At 72.2% G+C, this 13,377-nt stretch carries 12 protein-coding genes and 1 pseudogene; 2 read left to right on the top strand and 11 right to left on the bottom strand.

The genetic code is table 11. The annotated features are described in order from the left end of the window. Nucleotides 1-25 precede the first annotated feature (25 nt). Nucleotides 26-703, bottom strand: a complete 678-nt coding sequence (locus G6W55_RS26815; protein WP_175523384.1) for a response regulator transcription factor — start codon at nucleotides 701-703, stop codon at nucleotides 26-28. 534 nt (nucleotides 704-1,237) lie between these two features. Between G6W55_RS26815 and G6W55_RS26810 the strand changes: the two genes are divergently transcribed. After that, nucleotides 1,238-2,734, top strand: a complete 1,497-nt coding sequence (locus G6W55_RS26810; protein ID WP_175523383.1) for an oligopeptide:H+ symporter — start codon at nucleotides 1,238-1,240, stop codon at nucleotides 2,732-2,734. 78 nt (nucleotides 2,735-2,812) lie between these two features. Here the strand turns inward: G6W55_RS26810 and G6W55_RS26805 are convergent, their stop codons facing one another. The 6 genes from G6W55_RS26805 to G6W55_RS26780 all read right to left on the bottom strand — a co-directional run bounded on the left by G6W55_RS26805 (nucleotide 2,813) and on the right by G6W55_RS26780 (nucleotide 8,210). After that, on the bottom strand, nucleotides 2,813-4,048 hold the full coding sequence (locus G6W55_RS26805) for a hypothetical protein (protein WP_175523412.1): 1,236 nt from the start codon (nucleotides 4,046-4,048) through the stop codon (nucleotides 2,813-2,815). Between the two features lie 77 nt (nucleotides 4,049-4,125). Beyond that, nucleotides 4,126-5,277 carry a hypothetical protein gene (locus G6W55_RS26800; protein ID WP_375372475.1) on the bottom strand — a complete coding sequence of 384 codons (1,152 nt, stop codon included), beginning with the start codon at nucleotides 5,275-5,277 and terminating at the stop codon, nucleotides 4,126-4,128. A gap of 194 nt (nucleotides 5,278-5,471) precedes the next feature. Then, nucleotides 5,472-6,278 carry a hypothetical protein gene (locus G6W55_RS26795; RefSeq protein ID WP_175523382.1) on the bottom strand — a complete coding sequence of 269 codons (807 nt, stop codon included), beginning with the start codon at nucleotides 6,276-6,278 and terminating at the stop codon, nucleotides 5,472-5,474. Beyond that, nucleotides 6,278-6,976 (bottom strand): LPXTG cell wall anchor domain-containing protein, encoded by a 699-nt coding sequence (locus tag G6W55_RS26790; RefSeq protein WP_175523381.1) that lies wholly within the window; start codon nucleotides 6,974-6,976, stop codon nucleotides 6,278-6,280. The genes G6W55_RS26795 and G6W55_RS26790 overlap by 1 nt, the downstream gene beginning before the upstream one ends. 151 nt (nucleotides 6,977-7,127) lie before the next feature. After that, complete coding sequence (locus tag G6W55_RS26785) at nucleotides 7,128-7,622, bottom strand: ATP-binding protein (RefSeq protein ID WP_175523380.1); 495 nt, start codon at nucleotides 7,620-7,622, stop codon at nucleotides 7,128-7,130. 207 nt (nucleotides 7,623-7,829) lie between these two features. Then, nucleotides 7,830-8,210 carry an STAS domain-containing protein gene (locus G6W55_RS26780; protein ID WP_175523379.1) on the bottom strand — a complete coding sequence of 127 codons (381 nt, stop codon included), beginning with the start codon at nucleotides 8,208-8,210 and terminating at the stop codon, nucleotides 7,830-7,832. Between the two features lie 295 nt (nucleotides 8,211-8,505). Between G6W55_RS26780 and G6W55_RS26775 the strand changes: the two genes are divergently transcribed. Continuing rightward, nucleotides 8,506-9,384 (top strand): RNA polymerase sigma factor SigF, encoded by an 879-nt coding sequence (locus G6W55_RS26775; RefSeq protein WP_030792727.1) that lies wholly within the window; start codon nucleotides 8,506-8,508, stop codon nucleotides 9,382-9,384. A 16-nt stretch (nucleotides 9,385-9,400) separates the two neighbouring features. Here G6W55_RS26775 and hutI read toward each other — a convergent pair whose 3' ends face one another. The 4 genes and pseudogenes from hutI to G6W55_RS26755 all read right to left on the bottom strand — a co-directional run. Then, entirely contained in the window at nucleotides 9,401-10,573 is a 1,173-nt protein-coding gene (gene hutI, locus G6W55_RS26770) for an imidazolonepropionase (protein WP_175523378.1), read from the bottom strand. Between the two features lie 23 nt (nucleotides 10,574-10,596). Further along, complete coding sequence (locus G6W55_RS26765; RefSeq protein ID WP_175523377.1) at nucleotides 10,597-11,934, bottom strand: formimidoylglutamate deiminase; 1,338 nt, start codon at nucleotides 11,932-11,934, stop codon at nucleotides 10,597-10,599. Continuing rightward, complete coding sequence (locus G6W55_RS26760; RefSeq protein WP_175523376.1) at nucleotides 11,931-13,148, bottom strand: allantoate amidohydrolase; 1,218 nt, start codon at nucleotides 13,146-13,148, stop codon at nucleotides 11,931-11,933. The genes G6W55_RS26765 and G6W55_RS26760 overlap by 4 nt, the downstream gene beginning before the upstream one ends. Continuing rightward, nucleotides 13,145-13,377 (bottom strand): annotated as a pseudogene (locus G6W55_RS26755) (urocanate hydratase); the annotation flags it as partial. The gene G6W55_RS26760 and the pseudogene G6W55_RS26755, both read right to left, overlap by 4 nt.

The raw sequence follows: 13,377 nt of genomic DNA, 5'->3' as shown, positions 1-13,377 counted from the left end.
CCCGGCTCTCGAAGCGCGGGTCCGGTCAGCTCTTCTCGAACCGGAAGCCCACACCCCGCACGGTGGCGATGTACCGCGGGTTGGCCGCGTCGTCCCCGAGCTTCTTGCGCAGCCAGGAGATGTGCATGTCCAGCGTCTTGGTGGAGGACCACCAGGTGGTGTCCCACACCTCGCGCATGAGCTGGTCGCGGGTGACGACCCGGCCCGCGTCCCGCACCAGCACCCGCAGCAGGTCGAACTCCTTCGCCGTGAGCTGGAGTTCCTCCTCGCCCATCCACGCCCGGTGCGACTCGACGTCGATCCGCACCCCGTGGGTGGCCGGCGGCTGCGCGGGCTCGGCGGAGCCGCGCCGCAGCAGGGCCCGGACCCGGGCGAGCAGTTCGGCGAGGCGGAAGGGCTTGGTGACGTAGTCGTCGGCGCCCGCGTCCAGCCCGACGACGGTGTCCACCTCGTCGGCGCGCGCGGTCAGGATCAGGATGGGCACGGTGTGGCCCTCGGCGCGCAGCCGGCGCGCCACCTCCAGACCGTCCATGCCGGGCAGGCCCAGGTCCAGCACGACCAGGTCGATGCCGCCCTGCATCCCGGCGTCGAGCGCGGTCGGTCCGTCCTCACGCACCTCGACCTCGTACCCTTCCCGGCGCAGGGCGCGGGCCAGCGGCTCCGAGATGGACGCATCGTCCTCGGCGAGCAGTACACGGGTCATGAGCTGATGGTAGTCCGCGGGGGCCAGCGCCCGAAGTGTGATCGACGGCCCCGTTTCTTACCGAGGGACAAGTCGGACATCGAGGTCCCGGCCAGCGCCGCCCCTAGTGGTACAGACCTATGGTCGATGGATGGCAGGATGGTTCCGCCTTCAAAACCATGAGCGCGGTTCCTTGATCGCCTGTGATCCGCGTCTCAAGTCCTTCCATATCCGGCACTGTGCTGACGTATGGTGAAACAACGCCTGTAGCACCGGGGCGGCCTTCGGCTCGCTTGACGCCGAGGGTCTCTTTTGTGTGCGGGCCGGTGCGGGCAGTCCCCTCCGGCCTTGAAAGGAATGACCTACGGCCGGGCCCCGACCGCGTGACACGCGCAGGGGCGTGGATCCCGGTGGTCGCCGTCCACCGCTCCGCGATCCGGAGCGGGCTCCCCGTGGGCGTGGGGTGGACGGGCCACGACCCGCCGGTGCCGGCCGCCCCCCACCGGGCGCGCGTCCGCTCACGCATGCGCGCGTCCCGACCAGCAAGGAACGACCATGGCGTCCAGCCTGACGAAGGACTCGGTCCGCCCGGGCACCCCCGGTTCCGAGAAGACCTTCTTCGGCCACCCCCGCGGACTGGCCACTCTCTTCATGACCGAGATGTGGGAGCGGTTCTCCTACTACGGCATGAAGGCCCTGCTCCCGCTGTACCTGGTGGCACCGGGCGGCCTGCACCTCAGCGCGGCCACCGCGACCGCGATCTACTCGGTCTACCTGTCCCTCGTGTACCTGCTCGCCCTGCCCGGCGGCTGGTTCGCGGACCGTGTCCTCGGCCCCCGCAAGACGGTCGCCGTGGCCGGCGCGATCATCATGCTCGGCCACCTCACGCTGGCCCTGCCGAACTCCGGCACCTTCTACGCCGGTCTCGGCCTGGTCGCCGTCGGCTCCGGTCTGCTGAAGGCCAACATCTCCACGATGGTCGGCCACCTCTACGACGGCCCGGACGACCCGCGCCGCGACGGCGGCTTCACCGTCTTCTACATCGGCATCAACCTGGGCGCCTTCGCCGCCCCGCTGGTCATCGGTACCGTCGGTGAGAACGTCAACTGGCACCTCGGCTTCGCGCTCGCCGCGCTCGGCATGGGCCTGGGCCTCGCCCAGTTCCTGCTCGGCAGCCGTCACCTCGACGCCCGTTCGGACCTCGTCCCGACCCCGATGAGCGCCGCCGAGAAGAGCGCCACCCTGCGCAAGGCCGGTCTGTGGGCCGCCGTCGCCGCCGTCTTCTACACGATCGTCGGTGTCTCCGGCCACTACACCCTGAACTGGCTGCTGGTCCCGATCACCATCGCCGGTCTGCTCATCCCCGTCCTGGTCATCGCCCGCATCAAGCGCGACAAGGACCTGGACCGCGCCGAGCAGTCGAAGATGTCCGCGTACATCTGGTTCTTCGTCGCCGCCGCCGTGTTCTGGATGATCTACGACCAGGGCGGCTCGACCGTGTCCCTGTTCGCGGACTCCTCCGCCGACAACACCGTCTTCGGCTGGGAGTTCCCGGTCTCCTGGTACCAGTCGGTCAACCCGGTCATGATCATGGCGCTGGCGCCGGTCTTCGCCTGGGCCTGGCTGGCGCTGGCCCGCCGCGGCAAGGAGCCGAGCACCGCGACGAAGTTCGCGATGGGCCTGGTCCTGATCGGCGCGTCCTTCTTCCTCTTCCTCGCCCCGCTCGCGATCGCCGACGGCGGTCACAAGGCGGCCGCGATGTGGCTGGTCGGCATCTACTTCGTGCAGACCGTCGGTGAGCTGACGCTCTCCCCGGTCGGCCTGTCGGTCACCACGAAGATGGCGCCCGCGAAGTACGCCTCCCAGATGATGGGCGTCTGGTTCCTGGCCGTCACCGCCGGTGACGCCACCACCGGTCTGCTCTCCATCGCCGGTGTCGACCTCAACAAGACGGGCATCGTGGCCTTCCAGGCCGTCCTGGCCGTCGCCGCGGGTGTCGCGGTGTGGATGTACCGCAAGCGCGTCAGGGAACTGATGGGCAACGTCAACTGACGTAGTCCTCGGTTGTGGTGGAGGGCCGTCCCGGTGGTCGCCGGGGCGGCCCTCCGCGTTTGTCCGGTCGTCTCAGTCTCAGCGCAGCCACCTGCGTCCCGGCAGGAACGTGAACACCGCCGCGCCCAGCAGGACGGCCGTGCCCGCGACCAGACCGAGGGCCTTCAGGGTGCCGTGGTCACCGGCGCCGGTCTCGGCGAGGCCGCCACCGGTCGACGTACTCCCGCTTACGGACGCACCCCCGGATGAACTCCCGCCGGACGCGCCGCTCGCCTGTTCCTCGGTGTCCAGGGTGAGCGAGACCGACGTGCTGTCCGGGGTGCAGGTCGTGGTCGTGCCGAGGGCCTCGACGATCAGCACGCCCGGGGAGAGCGTGGACTCACCGGTGGCGCCCGGCTTGTACGTCCCGGTCAGATCGGGGATCTCGATCGGGGCGCCCTGGGCGATCGGCGAGGCGTTCGTCGGACCGGTCACCGTCACCGAGCCCTGGTCCGAACCGCCCAGCACGACCCGCATCGACGGCTTCACCGAGTCGGCCGGGATGGCGACCGGGCTGTCCATCACCGACTTCTTGAACTGCACGGTGAGGTCGTAACTTCCGCCGTTCTTCCTGGCGTTGATCTGCACCGGCGAGGTGGCCTTCTTCTCGCCGATGGGCGACTGGCAGGTGTAGGGGACGTCGACGACCTTGCCGGTGAAGTCGGTGGGGGTGTCGCCGGAGGGGGACGGCGAGGGGCTCGGGGAGGTGCTGGGGCTGGTGCTGGGGCTCGGACTTGGGCTGGGGCTTGAGCTGGGTGGTTCCGAACTGCCCTCACCCGCCGTGACGTTGATGGTCGCCGCGGGCTGGACCGCCTCCGTGGGCGCGCACTTGGTGTCCGTCGACAGCGCGTTGACGACGTACGCGTCCGGGGTCAGCGTCACCTGGCCGGCCGCCGTCAGTTTCAGCGTGCCCTTCATGTCGGACAACGCCATCGCGGCGCCCTTGGGGATCGCCGGGTTCTGGCGGGGTCCGCTCATCGCGACGTCCGCGCTCTGCGCGCCGGCCGCCTTGAGGGTGCCGGAGGGCTGCACCGAGTTCGCGGGCAGGTCGATGATGTCCGGGTTCTTGGACGCGGCCTGCGTGAACTTCCAGACGACGTCGACGGTGTCGCCGACCTTCGCCGTCGCGGGCGCGGTGATCTCCACCTTGGTGGTCCCGTTGACGTCGGGGAGACCGACGCCCGGGGGCGGGACGCACTTGGTGGCGTAGGAGACCTCGGCGGCCTGGGCCGGTCCGGCGGTCACGCCCAGCAGGGCGGCGGCCCCGGCGAACAGGACGACGGCACCGGCCGCGGCGGCCCCTCTCCGTCGTCCGGCGCGGGGCGGTGCGGCTCTCTCGCTCTCCCTCTCGCTCACGGGGTTCCCTTCCCTGTCGGAGTCGTGGTCGGAGTCGTGGGACTCGTCGGACGGTCGTCGTGCGGTACGGGGCCCGGACCGGCGTCCGGGGTGAACCAGGGGAGGACCGCCGGGGTGGAGGCCGGTCGCGGCGGCCCCTCGGTGGCGCCGGGCCGCGTCGCCAGGCGTCCGTGGCGCGGACGCCGCCCCTGCCGCTGCCTCTGCCGTTGTCTCTGTCGCGGTCTCTGTCCCGGGGGCCGTATCCGGTCCACGACCGCCATCCCGATCCGGAACACGGCGGTCGGCACGACCACGCACAGCAGGATCCAGAACAGGGTCACGCCCCAGGGGCGGCCCACCCGCCACGGCTGCTCGGCGACGACCTTCCCGCCGTACTTGAGGGAGACGGTGTAGTCGCCGTGGGCGCCGGCGGAGAGTTCGACGGGCAGCTCGATCCGGGCCTTCCGGCCGGGGGCGATCGTGCCGCGCCACGGCCGCTCGTCCCACTGCGGGGCGAACACGCCGTGGGCGGTGCCGACCTGGAAGACCGGGTCGCGGACCGAGCCGGTGCCGACATTGCCGACGGTGAGGACGAGCGTGCGGCGGGGCGGCGCGCCGAACCAGGTGAGCAGACCGCCCGAGCCTTCGAGGCGGAGGTCGGTGAGGACGGACAGCCGCCCGCCGGCCGTCTCCTCGGGCAACGCCTCCACCGGATGCCCGGCCACCTGGAACACCGCGTCGGCCTTCTCCTTGGCGCCGGTCGCGGTGGCCACGTGCACGACACACGGACACGGCACGGGCGGCTCGGTCACGGGGAGCCGCCGGCTGAAACGTCCGTCGGCGTCGGTGGTGACGGCCCGGCCGTCGGCGTTGGCACAGGAGTTGGTGCCGCCGAGCACACCCCGGGCGGGCGTGGCACGACCGCAGACGAGCACCATCAGCAGGGCCCGCGCGGGCCACCCCTCCCCCCTGACGGTGACCGTGCCACCGGTCCCGGCCTGAGAGTCGGAGAGGGTGACAACGGGCCGCTCGGCAGCGAAGGCCACCCCACCCACCGGCAGCCCGAGAAGCACCGACGCCAGAACGAGCACCACCACGAGACCCCGCAGTACGGTCCACTTCACGCCGTCACCCCGTTTCCCCCGGGCCGGACGACCACCCGACGGCATCCCGAGAAGTGCCGGGGTCGGGGTCGGGGTCGGGGGCAAGGCCGGAGGCAGAGCCAGGTTCGGGGTCGGGGCTGCGGCCGGGGGCAGCGCGGCCAGGGTCGGGCCCGCGGTCGGGGTCGGGGTCGAGGTCGGGGTCGGGGTCGGGGTCGGGATCGGGGTCGGTGCCGGCCACGTCGTCCGTGGCGTCGTCCCTCTCACGCCCCCACCCCCCTCGCCCCGGCCGCACGGCCGCGCCCGCGTCGCCGTACGACCGTCACAGTCGCCGCGGCGGCAGCCAAGGCGGTTGCCGTGCCTGCCGTCAGGGCTCCCCAGGGCACGAAGTGGGTCGTGGTGTGGGCCGTGGCCGGTGGGGTGCCGGGGGACGTGGCGGTCAGGTGGACGGTGACCTTGTCCAGGGCCGGGCGGTCGGGCCAGGGCTCGGTGAGCCGTAGGCGGCGGCCCGGGGGAAGGTGGACGGGCAGGGCGTGCGGCGGGCGGTCGAGTACGGTGCCGAGCACGCCCTCCGCGCGCACCGCGAGGCTCGGCGCCAGGTCGGTCGTCCCCCGGTTGACCAGCTCGTACGTGATCCGGTCGCCGCGGACCGCCACGTGTTCCACGGTCAGCGCGGCCAGTTCGGGGCCCTCAACCCGTAGCAGCAGCGGCACGGAGAGCCGGCGCCCTGCGGACTCCCGTACGACGATCTCCCCGGTCCGCTCCCCCGGGCCCGCGTCCCCCGGCACGCTCACCGTGAACGGCACCTCGGCGCGGGTGCGGGCGGGGACGTCGACGGCCGTGCGCGCGAACCGTACGGGGAGCCCGGTGCCAGTCAGCCGGACGGTGAGCGGCCGGGTGCCCCGGTTGACCACGGAGACGGTGTCCTGGAGCACCGCCCCCGGGACGCCCTCGGCGTAGAAGGCGGGCCGTCCGCCACCGGAGGGCACGGCCGACCAGCCGCCGGGGGCGGGCGTGGCGCCCAGCAGCAGGGGCAGGGAGAGCAGCAGGGCGGCGCGGGCGTACGACATCAGCGGGGCTGGTTGCGCCGGGTCAGCCAGAGCGTGCCGACCGCGCCGAGGAGCAGGACGGTGCCGCCGAGGGTGCCGAGGGCGACGGCGGAGTCCTCGGGGCCGGTCTGGGGCAGCGCCGCACCGCCCGAGCCGCCGCCACCTCCGCTTGCCGAGCCGCCGGTCCCGCCCGTCCCACCCGTTCCGCCCGCCGCCGTCACGTCCAGGGTGAGCGAGGGGCCGGGGCTGTTGGCGGGCGTGCATGTTGTCGTCGTACCGAGGGCCTTGATGGTGAGGACCCCCGCGGTGAAGGTGACCTTCCCGCTCTTCCTCGGGGTGTACGTGCCGCTCAGGTCGTTGATCTTGATGGGGGTGTTCTCGGGGATCGCGGCCTGGTTCGCCGGTCCGGTCACGGCCACGGTGCCGCTGTCCGCGCCGCCGAGCGTGATCGTGGCGCTGGGGTTCATCGAGCCCTTGCCGAGTTCGACGGGGCTGGAGGAGACGCCTTTCTGCCACGACATGGTGATCTTGTAGCCGCTGCCGCTCTTGACGCCCTTGATGTCGATGGGCGATACGGCGCTCTTGTCGCCGATGGGCGTCTTGCAGGCGTAGTTCACGTCGACGACCTGGGCCGTGGCCACCGGGGCGGCCGTCCAGACCACCGAGCCGGCCAGGGCCGCGACGGTCACGAGCGCGGCGGTTCGCTTCCGGTTCGACACGGTCCCATCCCTACTGACGAGGCATCAGATCGAGCCGTCAAGGTACGCCGGGCACCCTGAGGAGGGAAGAGACGGTGAGAAAGAAAGAGACGGCGGGAAAAAGGGGCGCGGAGAACGTCAGGCCGGGACGACCGTCACGCCGGGGCGACCGTCAGGCCGGGGCGCCCAGTTCGGCCCAGACCGTCTTTCCGGTGCCGCCGGGGGCGCGGACGACGCCCCAGTCCAGGCAGAGGCGCTGGACGATGAACATGCCGTGGCCGCCGGGGCGTCCCGCGCGGTGCGGGCTGCGCGGGGCCGGCTGGCCCGTGCCGCGGTCGGAGACCTCGACGCGGATCACCTTGCGGTCGCAGCCGATGACCATCTGTTCGGGTCCCTCGGCGTGCAGGCAGGCGTTGGTGACCAGTTCGGAGACGACGAGCAGGACGTCCTCGGCGGCCGCGCGGCGGTCGGCGGTGGCCGCGGGCAGCCAGCCCCACGCGTACAGCGCCTGCCGGGCGAAGTCGCGGGCGAGCGGGACGACCCCGCTGGCCCCGTCGAAGCTCAGCCGGCGGACCTCGGGGCCCGTCGGCGCCCCGGAAGCGCCGTCGGCTTCCGGCTCCTGCTCCGGACCGCGGTCGCCCGGCGAGTAGGGCCGGGTGGTGCTCATCAGCGCTTCACCTCACCGATTCCGCAAGCTTCACGATTCAGAAGTCATCACTCGAACGTCATCACTCGTAGGTCATTACGTGGCCGGACGGCGTTTCCGTCATCTTCACGGCCGTCGTCTTCACGGCCGTCGTCGCCGTCGTCCCCGTCGGCATGTTCAGGTGTCTCCTGCCCGAGGGACGGGCCGGAACACCCCCCGGCTCGCGAGTCAGCCCGCGTCGTCGTCGGCGAGCGCCGCTTCCAGGGAGTCGTGCACGGTGAAGACCGCGTCCGCACCGGTGATCTCGAAGACCCGCGCCACCACCGGCTGCATGCCCGCGAGATGCACCCCACCGCCGGCCGCCTCGGCCTTCAGACGGGCCCCGAGCAGCACGTTCAGCCCCGTGGAGTCGCAGAACTCCAGCCGTGAGCAGTCCACGACCAGCCGGCTGAGCCCCTTGGCGAGGCAGTCCTCCAAGGGGTCACGCAAGAGATCGGCGGTGTGGTGATCCAACTCACCCGCCGGGGTCACGACGGCATTGGAGCCCTCTTGCCGCACCTCGACCAGAAGCCGGCCCGACTGGGCGCTGCCGACCGTCCCGCGGTCCATGCGTGTCTCTCCCGGGGTTCGCTCACTGCTTGTGGAACTGCTCATCGCACGGTGTGCCGTGCCCTCGAACACTACGCCTTCGACTCGCACTCCAACAGCCGAACAATCATCCATAAACGGACATAAACCAACAAAACGAACTTGCGATCGGTTCGGTGGAGCGGGTAGGGCTAGGAGGAACACCCCGGAGGACATCCGGGGAACACCCAACCGACACGGCCGGCTTTGGAGGCGCCGCACACCGTAGTGCGCTCACTGGCTTCGGCAGCCTTATGCCGAGAACGATGGAGGCATCATGTCACCCCGGCTCGACGCATCGCACACCCCCACAGCGACGTCGGCACCCCCACCGGAACATCTTGACCCCCTCATGGAGGACCTCCCCGAGATCCCTCCCTACGACGAGATCGGCGCCGTCGACGCACGCGCCCTCTCCAAGACGCTCTTCGAGCGGCTCGAGTCCCTCGAAGAGGGCACCCACGCGCACGCGTACGTCCGCAACACGCTCGTCGAGCTGAACCTCGCGCTGGTCAAGTTCGCCGCCTCCCGCTTCCGTTCGCGCAGCGAGCCGATGGAGGACATCGTCCAGGTCGGCACGATCGGTCTGATCAAGGCGATCGACCGCTTCGAGCTGTCCCGCGGCGTCGAGTTCCCCACCTTCGCGATGCCGACCATCATCGGCGAGATCAAGCGCTTCTTCCGTGACACGTCCTGGTCGGTCCGGGTCCCGCGCCGACTCCAGGAGCTGCGCATCGACCTGGCCAAGGCGGGCGACGAACTCGCCCAGAAGCTGGACCGCGCGCCCACCGTCGCGGAACTGGCCGAGCGCCTCGGCCGCAGCCCGGAGGAGGTCCTGGAGGGCATGGCGGCGTCCAACGCCTACACCGCCTCCTCCCTGGACGCCCAGCCGGAGGACGACGACGCGGAGGGCGCCCTCGCCGACCGCATCGGGTACGAGGACCACGGGATCGAGGGCATCGAGTACATCGAGTCCCTGAAGCCGATGATCGCCGGGCTCGCGCCCCGCGACCGCCAGATCCTCTCCCTGCGCTTCGTCGCGGGGCTGACCCAGTCGGAGATCGGCGAGGAACTCGGCATCTCCCAGATGCACGTCTCCCGGCTGCTCTCCCGCACGCTGAGCCGTCTGCGCGAGGGGCTGACGGCGGAGGAGTAGGGCTTCCCCCGGCTCTTCAGAGCACCTGTACGCCCCGGCGCCACACCTGGGAGACCAGCGGGACGCCCGGCCGGTAGGCCAGGTGGACATGGCTCGGGGCGTCCAGCAGGACCAGGTCGGCCCGGGCGCCGGGAGCGAGACGGCCGATGTCGGTGCGGCGCAGGGCCGCCGCGCCGCCGGCTGTCGCCGACCACACCGCCTCGTCCGGTGTCATCCCCATGTCCCGCACCGCGAGGGCGACGCAGAAGGGGACGGAGGAGGTGAAGGACGAGCCGGGGTTGCAGTCCGTGGACAGCGCCACGGTGACGCCCGCGTCCAGCAGCCGGCGGGCGTCCGGCCACGCGGCCCGGGTGGAGAACTCGGCGCCCGGCAGCAGCGTGGCGACGGTGTTCCCGCTCGCCAGCGCGTCCACGTCGGCGTCCGTGAGGTGGGTGCAGTGGTCGGCGCTGGCCGCGTCCAGTTCGACGGCGAGCTGCACGCCGGGGCCGTGGGAGAGCTGGTTGGCGTGGATCCGCGGGTGCAGTCCCCTGGCCTTGCCGGCCGTGAGGATCGCCCGGGCCTGGTCGCCGTCGAAGGCGCCCTTCTCGCAGAACACGTCGATCCAGCGGGCGTACGGCGCGCAGGCGTCGAGCATCTCGCCGGTGACCAGGTCGACGTACGCGGCCGGGTCGTCGGCGTAGTCGGGGGAGACGATGTGGGCGCCGAGGTAGGTGACCTCGTCGGTGTGGGCGGCGGCCAGGCGCAGGGCACGGGCCTCGTCGGCGACGGTCAGGCCGTAGCCCGACTTGGTCTCGAACGTGGTCGTCCCCTGGCGCAGCGCCTCGTCCAGGAAACGGGTGAGGTTGGCCTCCAGTTCCCGGTCGGTCGCGGCGCGGGTGGCGGCGACCGTGGTGCGGATGCCGCCCGCCGTGTAGCCGCGGCCGGACATCCGGGCGTTGAACTCCTCGGTGCGGTCGCCCGCGAAGACCAGGTGGGAGTGGGAGTCGACGAAGCCCGGGATCACCGCCCGGCCGCCGGCGTCGACCCGATTGTCAGTGGCGGGTGCTTTGCTGGATTCACCGGTCCACGCGACACGGTCGCCGTCGAGGACGACGGCCGCGCCCCGGACCAGTCCGAGAGGGGAGTTGTCACCGAGGGAGGGGTCGTTGGTGACCAGCGTGGCGATGTTGGTGATGACGGTGCTGCTCATCGTGTCCTCAGGGGTGATGGGGTTCAGCCGCGCAGGGCGTGGATCGCGCCCGCCAGCGCCGATGGCACATCCGGTACGAGCGTATGGGCCCCGTCGCGTACGACGTGCCGGCCCGCGACGACCGTGTGCCGTACGTCCGCCCCGGTCGCCGCGAATACGGCGGTCTCGGCGCCGAGCCGGGGCAGCGGGCCCGCTGTTCTGACGGTGTCGAGGGCGATCGTGGTGAAGTCGGCGGGCGCGCCGGTCTCCAGGGTGCCCGCCTCGGGGCGGCCGAGCGCGGCGTGACCGTCGGCGGAGGCGGCGCGCAGCAGGGCGGCGGCCGTCCAGTGGCCCCGGGTGCGGGTGCGCAGGCGCTCGTTCAGCTCCATCGCGCGCGCCTCTTCGAACAGGTCGATGACGGCGTGGCTGTCCGAGCCGAGGGAGAGCGGTGAGCCCGCGGCCTGGAGGGCGACGGCCGGGCCGATGCCGTCGGCGAGGTCCCGTTCCGTCGTCGGGCACATGCAGGTGCCGGTGCCCGAGTCACCGAGCAGGGCGATGTCCTCGTCGGTGAGGTGGGTGTTGTGGACGCCGGTGGTGCGCGGGCCGAGGACCCCGTGGTCGGCGAGCAGCCGGGTCGGGGTGCGGCCGTGGGCGGCGTGGCAGGCGTCGTTCTCGGCGGTCTGCTCGGACAGGTGCACATGCAGCGGCGCCCCGCGCTCGGCGGCCCAGCGGGCGACGGTCGCCAACTGGCCGGCGGGCACGGCCCGTACGGAGTGGATCGCCGCACCAATCCTCGCGTGATCCCGTTCCTTGAGAAGTGAACAGCGTTCGGCCCAGGCGTCCGCGGTGCCGTCGGAGAAGCGGAGCTGGTGGGTGTTGGGGGGCTGTCCGAAGCCGGCGGAGAAGTAGGCGGTGTCGAGGAGGGTGATACGGATGCCGGCTGCGGCGGCGGCCTCGATCAGGGCCTCGCCCATCGCGTTGGGGTCGGCGTAGCGGGTGCCGCCGGGGGCGTGGTGGACGTAGTGGAACTCACCGACGGCGGTGATGCCGGCGAGGGTCATCTCGGCGTACACCGCGCGGGCGAGGGCGTGGTAGGTGTCCGGGGTCAGCCGGTCGGCGAAGCGGTACATGAGGTCGCGCCAGGTCCAGAAAGTCCCGGAGCCGATCTGGACGGTGCCGCGCAGTGCCCGGTGAAAAGCGTGGCTGTGGGCGTTGGCCAGGCCGGGCAGGGTCAGCCCGCGCAGCACCTCCGCGCCGGGCGGCGGGGCGGGTGTCTCCTTGTGGACGGCGGTGATGCGGCCGTCGGCGACGTCGAGCGCCACGCCCGGCTCGACGGTGTCGTCCAGCCAGGCGTGCTCCGCCCAGTAGGTCCGCTTGGTCACGCGCAGGCCAGTCCTTCCAGTACGTCGGCGAGGGCGTGCACTCCGGCCACGCAGTCGTCCTCGGCCGCGAACTCGGCCGGGGAGTGCGAGACGCCCGTGGGGTTGCGCACGAACAGCATGGCGGTCGGGACGCGTCCGGAGAGGATTCCGGCGTCGTGTCCGGCGCCGGTGCCGAGGACGGGCACCTTGAGGCCGGTGTCGGTGCCCAGGATGCGGGCGAGTTCGTCGCGCAGGGCGTGGTCGAACTCGACCACGGGGGTGAAGGACTCCCGGACCACGTCGAGGTCGATGCCGTGCGTGTCGGCGTGGGCGCGGGCCGCCCGCTCGATGCCGCCGACGACGGTGTCGAGGGTGGCCTGGTCCTCGGCGCGGGAGTCGAGCCAGCCGCGCACCAGGGAGGGCACGGCGTTGACGCCGTTCGGCTCGACGGAGATCTTGCCGAAGGTGGCGACGGCACCGGCGAGTTCGGCCTCGCGGCGGGCGACGAGCACGGTCTCGGCGTACGACAGCATCGGGTCGCGGCGGTCCACGAGCCGGGTCGTGCCGGCGTGGTTGGCCTCGCCGCGGAAGTCGAAGCGCCAGCGGCCGTGCGGCCAGATGGCGCTGGCCACGCCGACCCGGTCGCCGGACAGGTCCAGGGCGCGGCCCTGCTCGACGTGGAGTTCCACGAAGGCGCCGATGCGGGACAGCCGCTCCGGGTCCGCGCCGATGGCGTCGGGGTCGTGTCCGGCGGCCTCCATGGCCCGCGGCAGGGTGATGCCGTCGGCGTCGGTGAGCCGGTGGGCCTGCTCGGGGGTCAGGGCTCCGGCGGTGAGCCGGGAGCCGACGCAGGCCAGGCCGAAGCGGGCGCCCTCCTCGTCGCCGAAGTTGACGATCGCGAGGGGCTTGGTGAAGTGCGCCTGCCGGGCGCGCAGTTCGTCCAGCGCGGCGAAGGAGGACACCACGCCGAGGGGGCCGTCGAAGGCGCCGCCGTCGGGCACGGAGTCGAGGTGAGAACCGGTGACGACGGCGTCGCCCGCGGTGGGGTCGCCGAGCCAGGCCCACTGGTTGCCGTTGCGGTCGGTCTCGTAGGTGAGGCCGCGGGTCTCGGCCTGTTCCCGGAACCAGGCCCGGCAGTCGGTGTCGGCGGGCGTCCAGGCGTAGCGGCGGTAGCCCCCGGAGGCGGAGCTGCGGCCGATCGGCAGCAGCTCCGCCCACATGCTGTGGAAGGTCACGCGTCGTCACCTTCACGCATGGGCACGCGCACGCCGCGTTCGGCGGCGACGGTCTCCGCGATGTCGTATCCGGCGTCGACGTGCCGGATGACGCCCATGCCGGGGTCGTTGGTGAGGACGCGGCGGATCTTCTCGCCGGCGAGCGGGGTGCCGTCGGCGACGGTGACCTGGCCGGCGTGGATGGAGCGGCCCATGCCGACGCCGCCGCCGTGGTGGAGGGAGACCCAGG

The organism is Streptomyces sp. CAI-85, assembly GCF_013363615.1.
Lineage (GTDB): Bacteria > Actinomycetota > Actinomycetes > Streptomycetales > Streptomycetaceae > Streptomyces > Streptomyces antibioticus_B.
This window is presented reverse-complemented; position numbering and strand designations above follow the sequence as displayed.

Bases quoted from the DNA above. Each gene is read 5' to 3' on its own strand.
- G6W55_RS26815 (WP_175523384.1), bottom strand. From the start codon at position 703: ATGACCCGTGTACTGCTCGCCGAGGACGATGCGTCCATCTCGGAGCCG.
- G6W55_RS26810 (WP_175523383.1), top strand. From the start codon at position 1,238: ATGGCGTCCAGCCTGACGAAGGACTCGGTCCGCCCGGGCACCCCCGGT.
- G6W55_RS26800 (WP_375372475.1), bottom strand. From the start codon at position 5,277: ATGCCGTCGGGTGGTCGTCCGGCCCGGGGGAAACGGGGTGACGGCGTG.
- G6W55_RS26785 (WP_175523380.1), bottom strand. From the start codon at position 7,622: ATGAGCACCACCCGGCCCTACTCGCCGGGCGACCGCGGTCCGGAGCAG.
- G6W55_RS26780 (WP_175523379.1), bottom strand. From the start codon at position 8,210: ATGGACCGCGGGACGGTCGGCAGCGCCCAGTCGGGCCGGCTTCTGGTC.
- hutI (WP_175523378.1), bottom strand. From the start codon at position 10,573: ATGAGCAGCACCGTCATCACCAACATCGCCACGCTGGTCACCAACGAC.
- G6W55_RS26795 (WP_175523382.1), bottom strand. From the start codon at position 6,278: ATGTCGTACGCCCGCGCCGCCCTGCTGCTCTCCCTGCCCCTGCTGCTG.
- G6W55_RS26775 (WP_030792727.1), top strand. From the start codon at position 8,506: ATGTCACCCCGGCTCGACGCATCGCACACCCCCACAGCGACGTCGGCA.